A 16,349-nucleotide genomic window follows, 5' to 3' on the forward strand; every position below is an offset into this window, starting at 1 on the left:
CCTGTTCCCCCCACGGGTCGGAGGAGCGCAGTGCTTTGAAGCGACACAGCCTGTGAAGCCAAGTGTGAAGGCACCTCTCGAGCAGTCGGAGCCGTCCGGGCAGGATCGCCTGGTCGAGGCGGCCCAGGCCGGCGACCGGGATGCCTTCGACGAGCTGGTGCGTGCGACCTATGCCGACACGTACACGCTCGCCTACCGGCTCACCGGTGACGAGGAGGATGCGCGCGACGTGGTGCAGGAGGCCTATCTCCGGGCTTATCGGGGACTGAAGCGGTTCCGCGGCGACGCCCAGTTCTCGACCTGGATGTACCGGATCACCGCCAACTGCGCGTCCACGTTCCTCGCCAAGCGCACCCGCCACCGCCACGAGGAGCTCGTCGACGACGCCGTGCTCGCCGACGGCCGGCCCGAGGTCGACCCCGAGTCGATGGCCGAGGCGCAGCTCCTCCGCGACCGCGTCTCCGACGCGCTGCACGACCTCGCTCCGGGCCTGAGGGCGGTGGTCGTCCTCCGCGACGTCTACGACCTGCCGCACGAGGCGATCGCCACCGAGCTCGGCATCAGCGAGGCGGCGGCAAAGGTGCGCCTGCACCGGGCGCGCAAGAAGCTGCGCGAGCGGCTGTTCCCGATCAGTGGGGAGGAGAGCGCCCGTGCGGTCTGAGCGCGTGCTCTCGTGCGCCGACGTCGCCGACGCCCTGCCTGGGATCGTCGACGGCTCGGGGTCGGCCGACCTTGCCCTGCGCCGGCACGTCGAGGGTTGCCTGCGTTGCCAGGCCGAGCTGGTCCAGCACCGCCGGCTGCTGAAGACGCTGCACCACCTGCGCACCGAGGTGCTCGAGCCCGCGCCGGGTCTGCTCACCGAGATCCTGGCCAACCTCGAGGCCGCGGGGGAGCGGGGCGCGGTGCGCTCGCTGCTGAGCGGCCGGCGGGGCGCGTATCTCGGCGGGTTGGCGGCCGCGACTGCGGCAGGCGCGGCGGCCGGAGCCATCGTGCTCGCCAACCGTGCCCGCAAGCGCGTTCGCCTCGCGAGCTAGCGCGCTGCATTTCAGGGAAACCGTGCAGGGTCGTGCCCTCGGCGCCTCGGCTATCCTCGGTGCGGACTACCCCCGAAGGGCAGTAGCTCAATTTGGCAGAGCACCGGTCTCCAAAACCGGCGGTTGGGGGTTCGAGTCCCTCCTGCCCTGCTTGCTCCCGCCGACGTGGCGGCGAACCGAGGTGCGGCGAACGTGGTGAACGTGAGGTGGCGGTGATCTTCGGATGGCAATGAACCGACAGACCAAGCGCATGATGCAGCGCCAGGGTCAGCTCGCGCCCGACGGCACCCCCGCGCGCCGCGCTCCTCAGCCCCGCCCCGCGCCCCGTCCGGTCAAGGAGCGCACCGGTCCGGGCGAGTACGCCCGCCAGGTGCGCGCCGAGCTGCGCAAGGTCGCATGGCCGACCCGCGCGGAGGTCATCAACTACTCGATCATCGTGCTCGTGGCGCTGCTCGTGCTGATGGCGCTGATCTTCGGGCTCGACTACGTGTTCGGCAAGGCTGTCTTCTTCCTCTTCAAGACATGACCGACCTCACCGACGACGGCGACGACCGCGACGAGCAGGCGCTCGAGGACGACGATCCCGTGAACGACGTCACAGACACCCCCGACATCGCCAGCGTCCTGTCGCCCGCCGCTCCCGACGGCGCCGCGCCCGACGGCGCCGGCACGTCTGACGACGACGCCGAGGCCGTGTCCGGCGGCGACATCGTCATCACCGAGGACGAGCTCCTCGGAGGCAGTGCCGACGACTACGAGGACGTCGACGAGGAGCCGGTCCGCGAGAGCCCCTACGACCGTCCCGGCAGCTGGTACGTCGTGCACACCTACGCGGGCTACGAGAACAAGGTGAAGTCCAACCTCGAGAGCCGCATCAACTCGATGGACATGGAGGACCGCATCTTCGAATGCGTGATCCCCATGGAGGACGTGATCGAGTTCAAGAGCGGCAAGAAGGTCGTCGTGCCGAAGAAGGTCTTCCCGGGCTACCTGCTGGTGCGCTGCGACCTCGACGACGACTCGTGGCGCGTCGTCCGCAACACGCCCGGGGTGACCGGGTTCGTGGGCGCCGGCTCCAAGCCGACGCCGCTCACCCGCACCGATGTCGAGACGTTCCTCGGCGTCAAGGAAGAGGGCCCCGAGACCACCAAGCGCACCCGGCCCCGGCTCGAGTACGAGGTGGGCGAGAGCGTGCGCGTGCGTGAGGGGCCCTTCGCCGACTTCTCGGGCCAGATCGCCGAGATCAACGAAGACCAGCTGAAGCTCAAGGTGCTCGTCAACATCTTCGGGCGCGAGACTCCCGTCGAGCTCGAGTTCAGCCAGGTCGCCAAGCTCTAGTCCCTTTTCCAAAACGGAAGGAACCGCCGTCCATGGCGAAGAAGCGCGTCGCCGCCATCGTGAAGATCCAGATCCCCGCCGGCGCGGCGACGCCGGCCCCGCCCGTGGGCACCGCGCTCGGGCCCCACGGCGTGAACATCATGGACTTCTGCAAGATGTACAACGCCCAGACCGAGAGCCAGCGGGGCACGGTCGTCCCCGCCGAGATCACGATCTTCGAGGACCGGTCGTTCACCTTCATCACCAAGACACCGCCAACACCGGTGCTGCTGCGTGCCGCAGCCGGCATCGACAAAGGCGCACAGACGACGGGCCGCGAGATCGTCGCCACGATCTCCGACGCGCAGCTGACCGAGATCGCGCAGACGAAGATGCCCGACCTCAACGCCAACGACCTCGAGGCGGCCAAGAAGCAGGTGGCGGGAACCGCCCGCTCGATGGGGATCAAGGTGGGCTGACGTGGCCCAGGGAAAGAGGTACACCGACGCCGTGCGGCACTTCGACCTCCAGCAGGAGCACACGCCGGCCGAGGCCGTCGACCTGGTGAAGAGCGTGGCCGCGGCGAAGTTCGACGAGACCGTCGAGTTGGCCGTGCGCCTCGGGGTCGATCCCCGCAAGGCGGACCAGATCGTGCGGGGCACGGTCGGGCTGCCGGCCGGCACGGGCAAGGCGGTGCGGGTCGCGGTGTTCGCGGCCGGTCCCGCCGCGGCCGAGGCGCGCGACGCGGGTGCCGACATCGTGGGCGCCGACGACCTGGTCGAGAAGGTGCAGGGCGGCTTCCTCGACTTCGACGTGGCCATCGCCACCCCCGACCTCATGGCCCAGGTCGGCAAGCTCGGGCGGGTGCTCGGGCCGCGGGGCCTCATGCCCAACCCGAAGACGGGCACGGTCACCCCCGAGGTGGGCCGCGCGGTCGGCGAGTTCAAGGGTGGTCGGGTCGAGTACCGCACCGACCGGTACGGAAACATCCACACACCAATCGGCAAGGTGAGCTTCGACCGCGCCGCGCTGCTCGAGAACTTCCGAGCCGTTCTCGACGAGCTGCAGCGGGCCAAGCCCCCGGCGGCCAAGGGCCGCTACATCCGGGGCATCACCCTGTCGTCCACCATGGGCCCGGGGGTCAAGGTCGACCCCACCCGGCTGCGCAATCTCGAGGAAGAGGCGGCGAGCGCGTAGTAGCGTCACCCTTCGCAACTTCAACCCAAAACTTCATCTGCGCCGCAGACATCCGGTGCGCCGTGAGCGCATAAAGGGGCCTCTCCGAGCCCCGCCCGACGAGGCGAGCTCCCGAGCCCCGGGCGTTCGCGCGTGAGCTGCGAGCGCCCGTTTCGCTGTTCAGGAGCAAACCTAGGCATGGACGATCCGAGGCCGGAGAAGGTGGCTGTCGTCGACGAGGTGCGCGAGCGCCTCTCGTCGGCGAACGCGGCGCTGCTGACCGAGTACCGCGGCCTCGGCGTCGGCGAGCTGGCCCGACTGCGCCGCTCGCTGCGGGAGGCGGGCGGCGAGTACAAGATCTACAAGAACACGCTCGTGCGCTTCGCGGTGCGCGAGCTCGGCCTGGACGGGTTGGAGACCCTGCTCGTCGGGCCGACGGCCATCACCTTCGTCGAGACGGATGCCGCCAGCGTGGCCAAGGCACTGCGCGACTTCGCCCGGACCAACCCCAACCTGGTGGTCAAGGGCGGCCTCCTGGGCGCCAAGGTGCTCTCGGCCGCCGACGCGGGGGCGCTGGCCGAGTTGCCGTCGCGCGACCTGCTCCTGGCGCAGCTGGCCGGGGCCGTCGCCGCGCCGCTGCAGACGTTCGCCGGCCTCCTGCAGGCCCTGCCCCGCAACCTGGCCTACGGCCTGCAGGCCCTGATCGACAAGCAGGGCGGCGTGCCCGAGGCACCCGCCCCCGAGGCACCCGCCCCCGAGCCAACCGAACAGCTCGAGGGAGCCGAACAACTCGAGGCTGCCGCGCCCGAGGCGGCCGCAGACGTGGCCGACGAGGCCCCGACGTCCGACGCCGGCGAATCGCCGGTCGACACCGAACCCGCACCCGAGCCCCAGGAGGACCAGTGACCATGGCCACCAAGGAAGAGATCCTCGACGCCATCGCCGGCATGACCGTGCTCGAGCTGAGCGAGCTGCTCAAGGACTTCGAGGAGAAGTTCGGGGTGACCGCGGCGGCGCCGGTGGCGGCCGCCCCCGCCGGGGGAGCCGCGGGCGGCGGCGCCCCCGCCGAGGAGGTCGAGGAGCAGGACGAGTTCGACGTCATCCTGTCCGCCGCGGGCGACAAGAAGATCCAGGTCATCAAGGAGGTGCGGGCCCTCACCAGCCTGGGCCTGAAGGAGGCGAAGGACCTCATCGACGCGGCCCCCAAGCCCGTCCTCGAGAGGGTGTCCAAGGAGGACGCCGAGAAGGCCAAGGCGCAGTTGGAAGGCGCGGGTGCCACCGTCGAGCTCAAGTAGGACCCTTGACCGATCGGGGCGATTGGCTTACCCTCCCTTCAGCCGATCTCCGGGATGGGTTGCCTTTCTGCGCACCCACCCGCTAGGCTGTCGGGTTGCCGTGCCCGTCCGCGTCCTGCCTTTGATCCATCTGGCTTGACTCCGCGCGCACCCGCAGCAACTCGGTCCCGTTTCGAGGAGTGACGCTCTTGCCCCGTTCCACTGCCCGGGAACGCTTCTCCTTTGCCAACCTCGACGAAGTCCTGCCTCTCCCAGACCTGATCGCGATCCAGCGCGACTCCTTCCGGTCGTTCCTCGACAACGGACTGGCGGAGACCTTCCGCGACATCAGCCCGATCGAGGACTTCACCGGTCAGCTTCGGCTCGAGCTCGAGTTCGAGGCGGACGACATCGACCTGCGCCCGCCGCCGAAGTTCACGGTCGAGGAGTGCAAGGAGAAGGACATGACCTTCTCCGCGCCGATCTTCGTCCGCGCCCGCTTCATGAACGCCACCACGGGCGAGATCAAGGAGCAGACGGTCTTCATGGGGGACTTCCCGATGATGACCGAGAAGGGCACCTTCATCGTCAACGGCACCGAGCGGGTGGTCGTCTCCCAGCTCGTGCGCAGCCCGGGCGTGATCTTTCAGCCCGGCCGCGACGCCAAGACGCTCGTCACCGGCACGATCCACCCGTACCGCGGGGAGTGGATCGAGTTCGACGTCGAGGCCAAGCCGGGCAAGGACCTCACGGCGGGCGCCCGCGTGGCGCGCAAGCGGCGGCTCAGCCTCTTCGTGCTGCTGCGGGCGCTGGGCTACGACGAGGAGACCCACCCCGGCCTCATCGACCGCTTCGTGCGGCATTTCAAGTTCCCGAACGGCGTGGTGCTCCTCGAGAGCCAGTGGGAGAAGGAGCGTGAGCTCGTCCCGACGCGCGAAGAGGCGTTGGTCGAGATCTACAAGCGGGCCCGACCGGGCGAGCCGCCCAACGTCGAGTCGGCGCGCGCGTACTTCGAGAACGCCTTCTTCAATCCGAAGCGCTACGACCTCACGCGCGTCGGCCGCTACAAGCTGAACCGCAAGCTCGGCCTCGAGCTCGAGCGGCTCGAGCGCGACCTCGAGATCCCCATCGAGCGTCCCGCCGGCGATCAGGGCGTGCTCAGCCCCAGCGAGATCCTGGCTGCCACCAGCTACCTCCTGCACCTGGCGGCGGGTGAGCCCGAGTACACGATCGACGCCGAGCGCAAGATCGTCTACCGCCTCGACGACCAGGATCACTTCGCCAACCGGCGCATCCGCTCGGTCGGCGAGCTGATCCAGAACCAGGTCCGCATCGGCCTCTCCCGCATGGAGCGGGTGGTCCGCGAGCGCATGACCACCCAGGACGTCGAGGCGATCACGCCGCAGACGCTGATCAACATCCGGCCCGTGGTCGCGGCCATCAAGGAGTTCTTCGGCACCAGCCAGCTGTCGCAGTTCATGGACCAGACCAACCCGTTGTCGGGCCTCACCCACAAGCGCCGGTTGTCCGCGCTCGGCCCGGGCGGTCTCAGCCGCGAGCGCGCCGGGTTCGAGGTGCGCGACGTGCACACCTCCCACTACGGCCGGATGTGCCCCATCGAGACGCCGGAGGGCCCCAACATCGGCCTCATCGGTTCGCTGGCCTCGTTCGCGCAGGTCAACGACTTCGGGTTCATCGAGACGCCCTACCGCAAGGTGGTCAACGGCCGAGTCACCGACGAGATCCTCTACCTCGCAGCCGACGAGGAGGAGGAGCACATCATCGCCCAGGCCAACGCGCCGCTCAACGAGCGCGGCGAGTTCTCCGAAGAGCGGGTGCTCGTGCGCCGCGGGCCGCAAGGCGCCGGTGTGCGGGTCGGTGCGCAAGGCACGAGCTACGGCACCACCAGCGAGATCGACTTCGTGCCCAAGCTCGACGTCGACCTGATGGACGTGTCGCCGAAGCAGATCGTGTCGGTGGCGACGGCGATGATCCCGTTCCTCGAGCACGACGACGCCAACCGCGCCCTCATGGGCGCCAACATGCAGAAGCAGGCCGTGCCGCTCGTGCGCGCCGAGGCGCCCTACATCGGCACCGGCATCGAGCACCGCGCCGCGCGCGACGCGGGCGAGGTGATCATGGCCGAGGGCGACGGCGACGTCACCGAGGTCACCGGCGACCACGTCACCGTGCAGTACCAGCCCGGCACGAAGGACCACCTGGGCAACGCGCTCGACCGGCGCGTCTACCGGCTCCACAAGTTCCGTCGGTCCAACCAGGGCACCTGCATCAACCAGAAGCCCCTCGTGGCCGAGGGCGACAAGGTCGTCACCGGCACGGTGCTCGCCGACGGGCCCTCGACCCACCAGGGCGACCTGGCGTTGGGCAAGAACCTGCTCGTCGCGTTCATGCCGTGGGAGGGCTACAACTTCGAGGACGCCATCATCCTGTCGGAGCGCCTCGTCCGAGACGACGTCCTCACCTCGATCCACATCGAGGCGCACGAGGTCGACGCGCGCGACACCAAGCTCGGTGCCGAGGAGATCACGCGCGACATCCCGAACCTCTCGGAGGAGATCCTCAAGGACCTCGACGAGCGGGGCATCATCCGCATCGGCGCCGAGGTGGGGCCGGGCGACGTGCTCGTCGGCAAGGTCACCCCGAAGGGTGAGACCGAGCTCACGCCGGAAGAGCGCCTGCTCCGCGCCATCTTCGGCGAGAAGGCGCGCGAGGTGCGCGACACCAGCCTCAAGGTGCCCCACGGCGAGACGGGCAAGGTCATCGACGTCAAGGTGTTCTCGCGCGACGAGCAGCACGAGCTGGCGCCGGGTGTCAACCAGTTGGTGCGGGTCTACGTCGCCCAGAAGCGCAAGATCAGCGAGGGCGACAAGCTGGCCGGCCGCCACGGCAACAAGGGCGTGATCTCGAAGATCCTGCCGGTCGAGGACATGCCCCACCTGTCCGACGGCACGTCGGTCGACATCATCCTCAACCCCCTCGGCGTGCCGAGCCGCATGAACGTGGGCCAGGTGCTCGAGGCCCACCTCGGCTACGCCGCCCGGTGGGGCTGGGACGGCAGTGCCGGCGCGAACGGCAGCGCCGGTGTGAACGGCGGCGCCCGTGTGAACGGCGGCGCCCGCGTGAACGGCGGCGTCGGCGTCGGCGTCGGTGCCAGCGCCAGCGTGCGGGGCACCGCCAACAAGACGCGCACGATCACCGATCCCGCGGTCTGGGTGTCGACGCCGGTGTTCGACGGCGCCCACTGGGACGAAGAGGACGACGCGGGCCGTCACCCGACGATCAAGCAGCTGTTCGAGGAGCTCAACCCCGAGGGGCCCGACGGCGAGCGGCTCATCGGCACCGACGGCAAGGCCACGCTTTTCAACGGGCGCACCGGCGAGCAGTACGACAACCAGATCACCGTCGGCTACGTGTACATCATGAAGCTGCTCCACCTCGTCGACGACAAGATCCACGCGCGGTCGACGGGCCCGTACTCGATGATCACGCAGCAGCCTCTTGGCGGAAAGGCCCAGTTCGGCGGTCAGCGGTTCGGCGAGATGGAGGTGTGGGCGCTCGAGGCGTACGGCGCCGCCTACGCCCTGCAGGAGCTGCTGACGATCAAGTCCGACGACGTGCTCGGTCGCGTGAAGGTCTACGAGGCCATCGTCAAGGGCGAGAACATCCCCGAGCCGGGCATCCCCGAGAGCTTCAAGGTGCTCATCAAGGAGATGCAGTCCCTGTGCCTCAACGTCGAGGTGCTCTCGACGACGGGTGAGGAGATCGAGATGCGCGAGCTCGACGAGGACATCTTCCGGACGGCCGAGGAGTTGGGGATCGACCTGAGCCGGCCGGAGCGGGGCTCGGATGAAGAGGACGAGCGGAAGCGGGCGGAACGTGGGTTCTGAGTTGCGTGTCGGTTCCGCTCCCGCCCCCGGTGCTGCGGGGCCTGTCCCTCAGGGTCCCTCCCGAATGGGTCCCTCCCCGCTGACGCGGGGACCCCTCCCATCCGGGGCCCTCCCTACGGGCCACCCGCAGCACGTCGCTGCGCTCGGTGCAACCCCCACCCGGCTCGTTCGTTTTGTTTGTGGAGAGAGGTAAACGTGCTGGACGTCAACAACTTTGATCAGCTTCGGATCGGGTTGGCCACGGCGGACTCGATCCGCACGTGGTCGAACGGCGAGGTGAAGAAGCCGGAGACGATCAACTACCGCACGCTCAAGCCCGAGAAGGACGGTCTCTTCTGCGAGAAGATCTTCGGTCCGACCAAGGACTGGGAGTGCTACTGCGGCAAGTACAAGCGCGTCCGGTTCAAGGGCATCATCTGCGAGCGCTGCGGGGTCGAGGTCACGCGGTCCAAGGTCCGGCGCGAGCGCATGGGCCACATCGAGCTGGCCGCGCCCGTGGTGCACATCTGGTACCTGCGCGGAACGCGCTCGTGGCTGGCCTACCTCCTCATGGGCACGGAGGCCCGTGAGGAGCTGAAGGCCAAGCAGCTCGAGAAGGTCATCTACTTCGCCGCCAATCTCGTCACGTGGGTCGACGACGAGCGGCGCCACGCCGACCTCCCCAACCTCGAGGTCGAGCTGGGCGAGGAGCTGAAGGCGATCGACAACGACCTCGAGGTGCGGCTCGCGCGCCGGGGCGAGGAGGTCGAGAAGGAGATCGAGGCGCTCGAGGCCGAAGGCGCCAAGGCGACCGAGATCAACGCGCGCAAGCGGGCGTGGGAGAAGGAGGCGGGCCAGATCCGCGAGGCGGCCGAGGCCGAGCGCGACGTCACCCAGCGCGCCTACGACGAGTTCCGCGACCTCTTCCCCCGCAAGATCCTCGAGGACGAGGTGCTGTGGCGGCAGCTGCGCGAGCGCTACGGCGAGTACTTCCGGGGCGGCATGGGCGCGGACGCCATCGCCCAGCTCATCGACGAGATCGACTTCGACGAGGAGGAGGTCAAGCTCCGCGCCGCCATCGATCCCGAAGAGGGACGGCGGCCGCTGTCCGCCCAGCGCAAGCAGAAGGCCATCAAGCGGCTGAAGATCGTCTCCGCGTTCAACCGACGCGACGAGAACGGCCGCCGGGTCAACGACCCGCGCGCCATGATCCTCGACGCGGTGCCGGTGATCCCGCCCGACCTGCGCCCGATGGTGCAGCTCGACGGTGGCCGCTTCGCCACGTCCGACCTCAACGACCTCTACCGCCGCGTGATCAACCGCAACAACCGGCTGAAGCGGCTGCTCGACCTCGGCGCGCCCGAGATCATCGTCAACAACGAGAAGCGCATGCTGCAGGAGGCCGTCGACGCCCTCTTCGACAACGGGCGGCGGGGCCGGCCCGTCACCGGTCCCGGCAACCGCCCGCTGAAGTCGCTCTCCGACATGCTGAAGGGCAAGCAGGGCCGCTTCCGCCAGAACCTGCTGGGCAAGCGCGTCGACTACTCGGGCCGCTCGGTCATCGTCGTCGGCCCGACCCTCAAGCTGCACCAGTGCGGGCTGCCCAAGCTGATGGCGCTCGAGCTCTTCAAGCCGTTCGTGATGAAGCGGCTCGTCGACACCGAGCTGGCCCAGAACATCAAGTCGGCCAAGCGCATGGTGGAGCGGCGTCGCCCGCAGGTGTGGGACGTGCTCGAGGAGGTCATCAAGGAGCACCCCGTCTTCCTCAACCGGGCGCCCACCCTGCACCGCCTCGGCATCCAGGCCTTCGAGCCGCTGCTGGTCGAGGGCAAGGCCATCCAGATCCACCCGCTGGTGTGCGCCGCGTTCAACGCCGACTTCGACGGCGACCAGATGGCCGTGCACCTGCCGCTGTCGGCGGAGGCGCAGGCCGAGGCGCGCATCCTCATGCTGTCGGCCAACAACATCCTGTCGCCGGCCTCGGGCCGTCCCCTCGCGGTGCCCAGCCAGGACATGGTCATCGGCGCCTACTACCTCACCGAGCAGATCGACGGGGCCAAGGGCGAGGGCCGGGTGTACCGGCACCTGCACGAGGTGGAGCGCGCCTGTGAGGAGGGCGACCTGTCGATCCACGCCAAGGTCAAGGTGCGGGTCAACGGTGCCCACGCGAACGGCGATTCCAACGGCGGCCACACGAACGGCGATGCCGACCAGGTGGAGCGGGAGACCACCCCGGGCCGGCTGTTCTTCGAGCACGCGCTGCCCGCCGGGTTCTGCGAGGAGTACGCGTGGAGGGAGGGTGAGCACGACGGCTACGTCCACCGGGCGGTACGCAAGCGCGACATCGGCGAGATCGTCGAGAAGCTGGTGGAGAACTACCCGAAGGCGGCGGTGGCCGCCAGCCTCGACAAGATCAAGGACCTGGGCTTCCGTTACGCGGCCCAGTCCGGCCTGACGATCTCGATGGACGACGTCAAGACGCCCGAGTCGAAGGGCGCGATCCTCGACAGCTACGAGAAGCAGGCGGAGAAGATCGAGTCGCAGTTCAAGAAGGGCATCATCACCGACGACGAGCGGCGCCAGAAGGAAGTCGAGATCTGGACCAACGCCACCGAAGAGGTGCGGCGGGCCATGGAGGAGACGCTGCATGCCATGACCTTCAACCCCATCGACATGATGGTGGGGTCGGGGGCACGCGGAAACATCATGCAGGTGCGCCAGATCGCGGGCATGCGCGGCCTGGTGGCCAACCCCCGGGGCGAGATCATCCCCCGGCCCATCAAGTCCAACTTCCGCGAGGGCCTCTCGGTGCTGGAGTACTTCATCTCCACCCACGGCGCCCGCAAGGGACTGGCCGACACCGCGCTCCGCACCGCCGACTCGGGCTACCTCACGCGGCGCCTCGTCGACGTGGCCCAGGAGCTCATCGTGCGCGAGGAGGACTGTGAGACCACACGCGGCGTGTGGCTCGACAACGTGCGGTCCGACGAGGCCGGTCGGCGCTACAACCTCGATACCCGTCTCAACGGCCGGGTGCTGGCCGAGGCGGCCGGCGCGATCCCGGCGGGCACGCCCGTCGGCGAGGAGGAGATGGTCGCGCTGCGCGACGATCCCGCGGTCGAGCGGGTGCGCGTGCGCTCGGTGCTCACGTGTGAGGCCGCCTACGGCGTGTGCGCCGCCTGCTACGGGCGCTCGCTCGCCACCGGCCGTGCCATCGAGCTGGGTGAGGCGGTCGGCGTGATCGCGGCCCAGTCCATCGGCGAGCCCGGCACGCAGCTCACGATGCGCACCTTCCACACCGGTGGCATCGCGGGGGAGGACATCACCCACGGCCTCCCGCGCGTCGTCGAGCTCTTCGAGGCCCGCACCCCCAAGGGCAAGGCCATCCTCGCCCGCACGTCGGGCGTGATCCGCATCGTCGACGACGAGAGTCGCGGCCGCACCGTCACCATCGTCGGCGACGACGGCGACGAGGAGAGCTACTCGGTCTCCACCCGCGACCTCTCCCGCCTGCTGGTGCACGACGGCCAGGAGGTGTCGGCGGGCGACGCGCTGGTCGAAGGTCCGAAGGACCCCAAGGAGCTGCTCGAGATCAAGGGCATCCGCGAGACCCAGCAGTACCTGGTCGACGAGGTCCAGAAGGTGTACCGCGACCAGGGCGTGTCGATCCACGACAAGCACATCGAGCTCATCGTGCGCCAGATGCTTCGGCGGGTCTCGGTGGCGGAGCCGGGCGACTCGGGGTTCCTGCCCGGCGAGCGGGTGGACTCGCGTGTCTACGCCGACGTCAACCGCACGCTCGTGCAGGAGAAGCAGACGCCGGCCGAGGGCCGGCCCGAGCTGATGGGCATCACCAAGGCCTCGCTCGCCACCGACTCGTGGCTGTCCGCGGCCTCGTTCCAGGAGACGACCCGGGTGCTCACCGAGGCCGCCATCGAGGGCAAGAGCGACCAGCTCCTCGGGCTGAAGGAGAACATCATCATCGGCAAGCTCATCCCCGCGGGGACGGGGATGACGCGTTACCGCAACCTCGACCTCGAGGCGCCCGACTACGAGCCTTTGGCCTATTACACCTCCGACACCGAGGAGGACCTGGCCGCCTGGCTGGCCAACATCGGGCCCTCGCCGGAGCCGCCGACCGAGGGCGACGGTGACGGCGCGGCGGTTGCCGAGGTCGTCGCCATGGCGCCGGAGGAGACGGCGGGCTGATGCGGATTATCATTCGCCGTCCTGCCCGCCGCGAGAGGTAGACGGTGCCCACCATCCAGCAGCTGGTCCGGAAGGGTCGAGAGTCGAAGTCGGAGAAGACGAAGACGCCGGCCCTGAAGGGCGCGCCGCAACGCCGGGGCGTGTGCACGCGCGTGTACACCACCACGCCGAAGAAGCCGAACTCGGCGTTGCGCAAGGTGGCGCGCGTGCGGCTCACCAGCGGCATCGAGGTGACCGCCTACATCCCGGGCGTGGGCCACAACCTGCAGGAGCACTCGATCGTGCTCGTCCGCGGCGGCCGTGTGAAGGACCTCCCGGGCGTGCGCTACAAGATCATCCGCGGCACCCTCGACACGTCGGGCGTCCGCGACCGCAAGCAGGCGCGCAGCCGCTACGGCGCCAAGCGGGACGGCTAGCCGATGCCGAGGAAAGGTCCCGCCCCGCGTCGCGAGCTCATGCCCGACCCCATCTACCGGTCGGTGCTCGTGACGCAGATCGTCAACAAGGTGCTCGTGCGCGGCAAGCGGTCGGTGGCCGAGCGCATCGTCTACGACGCGCTCGAGATCATCAAGGACAAGACCGGCTCCGAGCCCACCGCCACCCTGAAGCGGGGCATCGAGAACGTGAAGCCCCAACTCGAGGTGAAGAGCCGTCGCGTCGGCGGCGCGACCTATCAGGTCCCGGTTGAGGTTCGGCCCCGCCGGGCCAACACGCTCGCCATCCGCTGGGTCGTGGGTTACTCGCGCCAGCGGCGGGAGAAGACCATGGCCGGGCGCCTCGCCAACGAGCTGATGGACGCCTCGAACGGCATCGGCTCCGCGGTCAAGCGCCGGGAAGACATGCACAAGATGGCTGAGAGCAACAAGGCGTTCGCCCACTACCGCTGGTAGTCCCGTACCCTTGTTGGGTGGCAGCCGGGCGCCCTCGCCCGGCTGCGCGTCTGCGTGCGCCCGTTTCCCTTCCCCGTCTGAACGCAACCCTCTGAGAGCAGATCATGGCTGAGGCACCCGTCATCCGAGAGTTCCCGCTGGCCCGGACCCGCAACATCGGGATCATGGCCCACATCGACGCGGGCAAGACCACCACGACGGAGCGGATCCTCTATTACACCGGCAAGAACTACAAGATCGGTGAGGTGCACGAGGGCGCCGCCACCATGGACTGGATGGTGCAGGAGCAGGAGCGCGGCATCACCATCACGTCGGCGGCCACCACGTGCAACTGGAAGGACACCTGGATCAACATCATCGACACGCCGGGCCACGTCGACTTCACGGTCGAGGTGGAGCGCAGCCTGCGCGTGCTCGACGGTGCCGTCGCGGTGTTCGACGCGGTGGCCGGCGTCGAGCCCCAGACCGAGACGGTGTGGCGACAGGCGAACAAGTACGGCGTCCCCCGCATCTGCTTCATCAACAAGATGGACCGCATCGGCGCCGACTACTTCCGCGCCGTCGACATGATCAAGGATCGACTCGACGCGCTGCCCGCCGTCGTCCAGCTGCCGATCGGTGCCGAGGGCCACTACCGCGGCTGCGTCGACCTCATCGGGATGAAGGGCCTCGTCTGGGAGGAGGGCATGGGTGAGAAGTGGGAGGTCGCGGAGATCCCGGCCGACCTCCAGGCCCAGGCCGCCGAGTACCGTCACCAGCTGGTCGACGTCCTGTCGACATTCGACGAGAACATCCTCGAGAAGTACGTGGGCGACCAGGAGATCACCGCCGACGACCTGCGCAAGGCGCTCCGCGCCGGCACCATCGCGAACCACGTTGTGCCGGTCCTGTGCGGGTCGGCGTTCAAGAACAAGGGCGTGCAGCCCATGCTCGACGCGGTGGTCGACTTCCTGCCCAGCCCGGTCGACCTGCCACCGATCACCGGCATCGACATCAAGGGCATCGAGGAGCTCGAGCGCCCGGCGGAGGACGCGGCGCCGTTCTCGGCGCTGGCCTTCAAGATCATGACCGACCCCTACGTCGGCAAGCTCACCTACATGCGCGTGTACAGCGGCAAGCTGCACAAGGGCGCGGCCGTCCTCAACTCGTCGCGTGACCGCAAGGAACGCATCGGCCGGATCCTGCAGATGCACGCCAACCACCGCGAGGACAAAGAAGGCGTCTTCGCGGGCGACATCGTGGCCGTGGTCGGCCTCAAGCAGACCACCACGGGCGACACGCTGTGCGACCCCAACGCGCCGATCGTCCTCGAGTCGCTGGAGTTCCCCGAGCCCGTGATCCACGTGGCCGTCGAGCCCAAGACCAAGGACGCGCAGGACAAGCTCGGCAACGCGCTGAAGTCGCTGTCCGAGGAGGACCCGACCTTCCAGGTCCACACCGACGACGAGACCGGCCAGACGATCATCGCGGGCATGGGCGAGCTGCATCTCGAGGTGCTCGTCGACCGCATGCTGCGCGAGTTCAAGGTCGACGCCAACGTGGGCAAGCCCCAGGTCGCCTATCGGGAGACGATCCGCAAGCCGGTCACGAAGGTCGAGGAGCGCTACGTGCGTCAGACGGGCGGCCGCGGCCAGTACGGCCACGTCGTCATCTCCCTCGAGCCCACCGGTCCCGGCGGCGGGTACGAGTTCATCGACAAGGTCACAGGCGGCGTCATCCCCAAGGAGTACATCCCATCGGTCGACGCCGGCATCCAGGAGGCGATGCAGGGCGGCGTGCTGGCCGGCTACCCGACGGTCGACATCCGCGTGACCCTCACCTACGGCTCCTACCACGAGGTCGACAGCTCGGAGATGGCGTTCAAGATCGCGGGCTCGCTCGCGTTCAAGAAGGCGGCCCGCTCGGCGCAACCCGTGCTCCTCGAGCCCATCATGGCGGTCGAGGTCGTCACCCCCGAGGACTACATGGGCGACGTCATCGGCGACCTCTCCAGCCGGCGCGGCAAGGTGGAGGGGATGGAGCAGCGGGGCTCGAGCCAGGTCATCCGCTCGCAGGTGCCTCTGGCGGAGATGTTCGGCTACGCTACCGACCTGCGCTCGCGCACCCAGGGTCGCGCGACGTACACGATGCAGTTCCACTCCTACCAAGAAGTGCCCGCCTCGATCTCTCGCGAGATCGTGGCCCGAGTCCGCGGCGAGTAACGCAAGGGCACCCCTCGCTGGGAACCTGCCGCCCGGGGAGATGACAACAGACGACACGGCGCCGGTGGGGCAGGGGCCCCACCGGAACAGAGACGGCCCGGCACGGGGCAGGGGCCCCGTGCTTCGGGAGGAGGGCGGGGTTGGGGCCCCGCCCGGGAAAGGAACACAGAAAACATGGCGAAGCAGAAGTTCGAGCGCACCAAGACCCACGTCAACGTGGGGACGATGGGCCACATCGACCACGGCAAGACCACCCTCACCGCGGCCATCACCAAGGTGCTGCACGACCGGAACCCCAGCGTGGCCTTCACCGCCTTCGACCAGATCGACAAGGCGCCGGAGGAGAAGCAGCGGGGCATCA

The 16,349-nt window shown here is 68.8% G+C and carries 14 protein-coding genes and 1 tRNA gene; all 15 read left to right on the forward strand.

From position 1 onward, the window contains the following. Window position 1 precedes the first annotated feature (1 nt). A complete protein-coding gene (locus E6G06_02875) occupies window positions 2-661 on the forward strand; it encodes a sigma-70 family RNA polymerase sigma factor (protein TML93432.1) in 660 nt (219 codons plus the stop codon). Beyond that, window positions 651-1,034, forward strand: coding sequence for a hypothetical protein (locus E6G06_02880; protein ID TML93433.1), 384 nt, complete (start codon window positions 651-653; stop codon window positions 1,032-1,034). The genes E6G06_02875 and E6G06_02880 overlap by 11 nt, the downstream gene beginning before the upstream one ends. 76 nt (window positions 1,035-1,110) lie before the next feature. Next, window positions 1,111-1,184 (forward strand) — tRNA-Trp (locus tag E6G06_02885). Window positions 1,185-1,287: 103 nt separating this feature from the next. Further along, window positions 1,288-1,560 carry a preprotein translocase subunit SecE gene (gene secE / locus E6G06_02890; GenBank protein TML93463.1) on the forward strand — a complete coding sequence of 91 codons (273 nt, stop codon included), beginning with the start codon at window positions 1,288-1,290 and terminating at the stop codon, window positions 1,558-1,560. Continuing rightward, complete coding sequence (gene nusG / locus E6G06_02895) at window positions 1,557-2,372, forward strand: transcription termination/antitermination protein NusG (protein ID TML93434.1); 816 nt, start codon at window positions 1,557-1,559, stop codon at window positions 2,370-2,372. The genes secE and nusG overlap by 4 nt, the downstream gene beginning before the upstream one ends. Window positions 2,373-2,404: 32 nt before the next feature. Then, window positions 2,405-2,830, forward strand: coding sequence for a 50S ribosomal protein L11 (gene rplK, locus E6G06_02900; protein ID TML93435.1), 426 nt, complete (start codon window positions 2,405-2,407; stop codon window positions 2,828-2,830). 1 nt (window position 2,831) lies between these two features. Next, a complete protein-coding gene (locus E6G06_02905) occupies window positions 2,832-3,548 on the forward strand; it encodes a 50S ribosomal protein L1 (GenBank protein TML93436.1) in 717 nt (238 codons plus the stop codon). A 177-nt stretch (window positions 3,549-3,725) separates the two neighbouring features. Beyond that, the gene (locus E6G06_02910; GenBank protein ID TML93437.1) at window positions 3,726-4,433 is read left to right on the forward strand and encodes a 50S ribosomal protein L10; all 708 of its coding nucleotides are present in this window, start codon (window positions 3,726-3,728) and stop codon (window positions 4,431-4,433) included. After that, window positions 4,430-4,822: a 50S ribosomal protein L7/L12 gene (locus E6G06_02915; protein ID TML93438.1), complete on the forward strand. Its 393-nt coding sequence runs from the start codon at window positions 4,430-4,432 to the stop codon at window positions 4,820-4,822. Before E6G06_02910 ends, E6G06_02915 begins: the two co-directional genes overlap by 4 nt. 188 nt (window positions 4,823-5,010) lie before the next feature. Next, window positions 5,011-8,709 (forward strand): DNA-directed RNA polymerase subunit beta, encoded by a 3,699-nt coding sequence (locus tag E6G06_02920; GenBank protein TML93439.1) that lies wholly within the window; start codon window positions 5,011-5,013, stop codon window positions 8,707-8,709. A 195-nt stretch (window positions 8,710-8,904) separates the two neighbouring features. Further along, window positions 8,905-12,897, forward strand: a complete 3,993-nt coding sequence (locus tag E6G06_02925; protein ID TML93440.1) for a DNA-directed RNA polymerase subunit beta' — start codon at window positions 8,905-8,907, stop codon at window positions 12,895-12,897. Window positions 12,898-12,941: 44 nt separating this feature from the next. After that, on the forward strand, window positions 12,942-13,313 hold the full coding sequence (locus tag E6G06_02930) for a 30S ribosomal protein S12 (GenBank protein ID TML93441.1): 372 nt from the start codon (window positions 12,942-12,944) through the stop codon (window positions 13,311-13,313). A 3-nt stretch (window positions 13,314-13,316) separates the two neighbouring features. Further along, window positions 13,317-13,787 carry a 30S ribosomal protein S7 gene (gene rpsG, locus E6G06_02935; GenBank protein ID TML93442.1) on the forward strand — a complete coding sequence of 157 codons (471 nt, stop codon included), beginning with the start codon at window positions 13,317-13,319 and terminating at the stop codon, window positions 13,785-13,787. A gap of 104 nt (window positions 13,788-13,891) precedes the next feature. Continuing rightward, window positions 13,892-15,988: an elongation factor G gene (gene fusA, locus E6G06_02940; protein ID TML93443.1), complete on the forward strand. Its 2,097-nt coding sequence runs from the start codon at window positions 13,892-13,894 to the stop codon at window positions 15,986-15,988. Window positions 15,989-16,162: 174 nt separating this feature from the next. Next, a partial coding sequence (locus E6G06_02945) for an elongation factor Tu (protein ID TML93444.1) occupies window positions 16,163-16,349 on the forward strand: 187 nt, incomplete at its 3' end.

It is taken from the genome of Actinomycetota bacterium, assembly GCA_005888325.1.
In the GTDB taxonomy this organism is placed as follows: domain Bacteria; phylum Actinomycetota; class Acidimicrobiia; order Acidimicrobiales; family AC-14; genus AC-14.

Bases quoted from the DNA above. Each gene is read 5' to 3' on its own strand.
- rpsG (TML93442.1), top strand. From the start codon at position 13,317: ATGCCGAGGAAAGGTCCCGCCCCGCGTCGCGAGCTCATGCCCGACCCC.
- nusG (TML93434.1), top strand. From the start codon at position 1,557: ATGACCGACCTCACCGACGACGGCGACGACCGCGACGAGCAGGCGCTC.
- E6G06_02910 (TML93437.1), top strand. From the start codon at position 3,726: ATGGACGATCCGAGGCCGGAGAAGGTGGCTGTCGTCGACGAGGTGCGC.
- rplK (TML93435.1), top strand. From the start codon at position 2,405: ATGGCGAAGAAGCGCGTCGCCGCCATCGTGAAGATCCAGATCCCCGCC.
- secE (TML93463.1), top strand. From the start codon at position 1,288: ATGCAGCGCCAGGGTCAGCTCGCGCCCGACGGCACCCCCGCGCGCCGC.
- fusA (TML93443.1), top strand. From the start codon at position 13,892: ATGGCTGAGGCACCCGTCATCCGAGAGTTCCCGCTGGCCCGGACCCGC.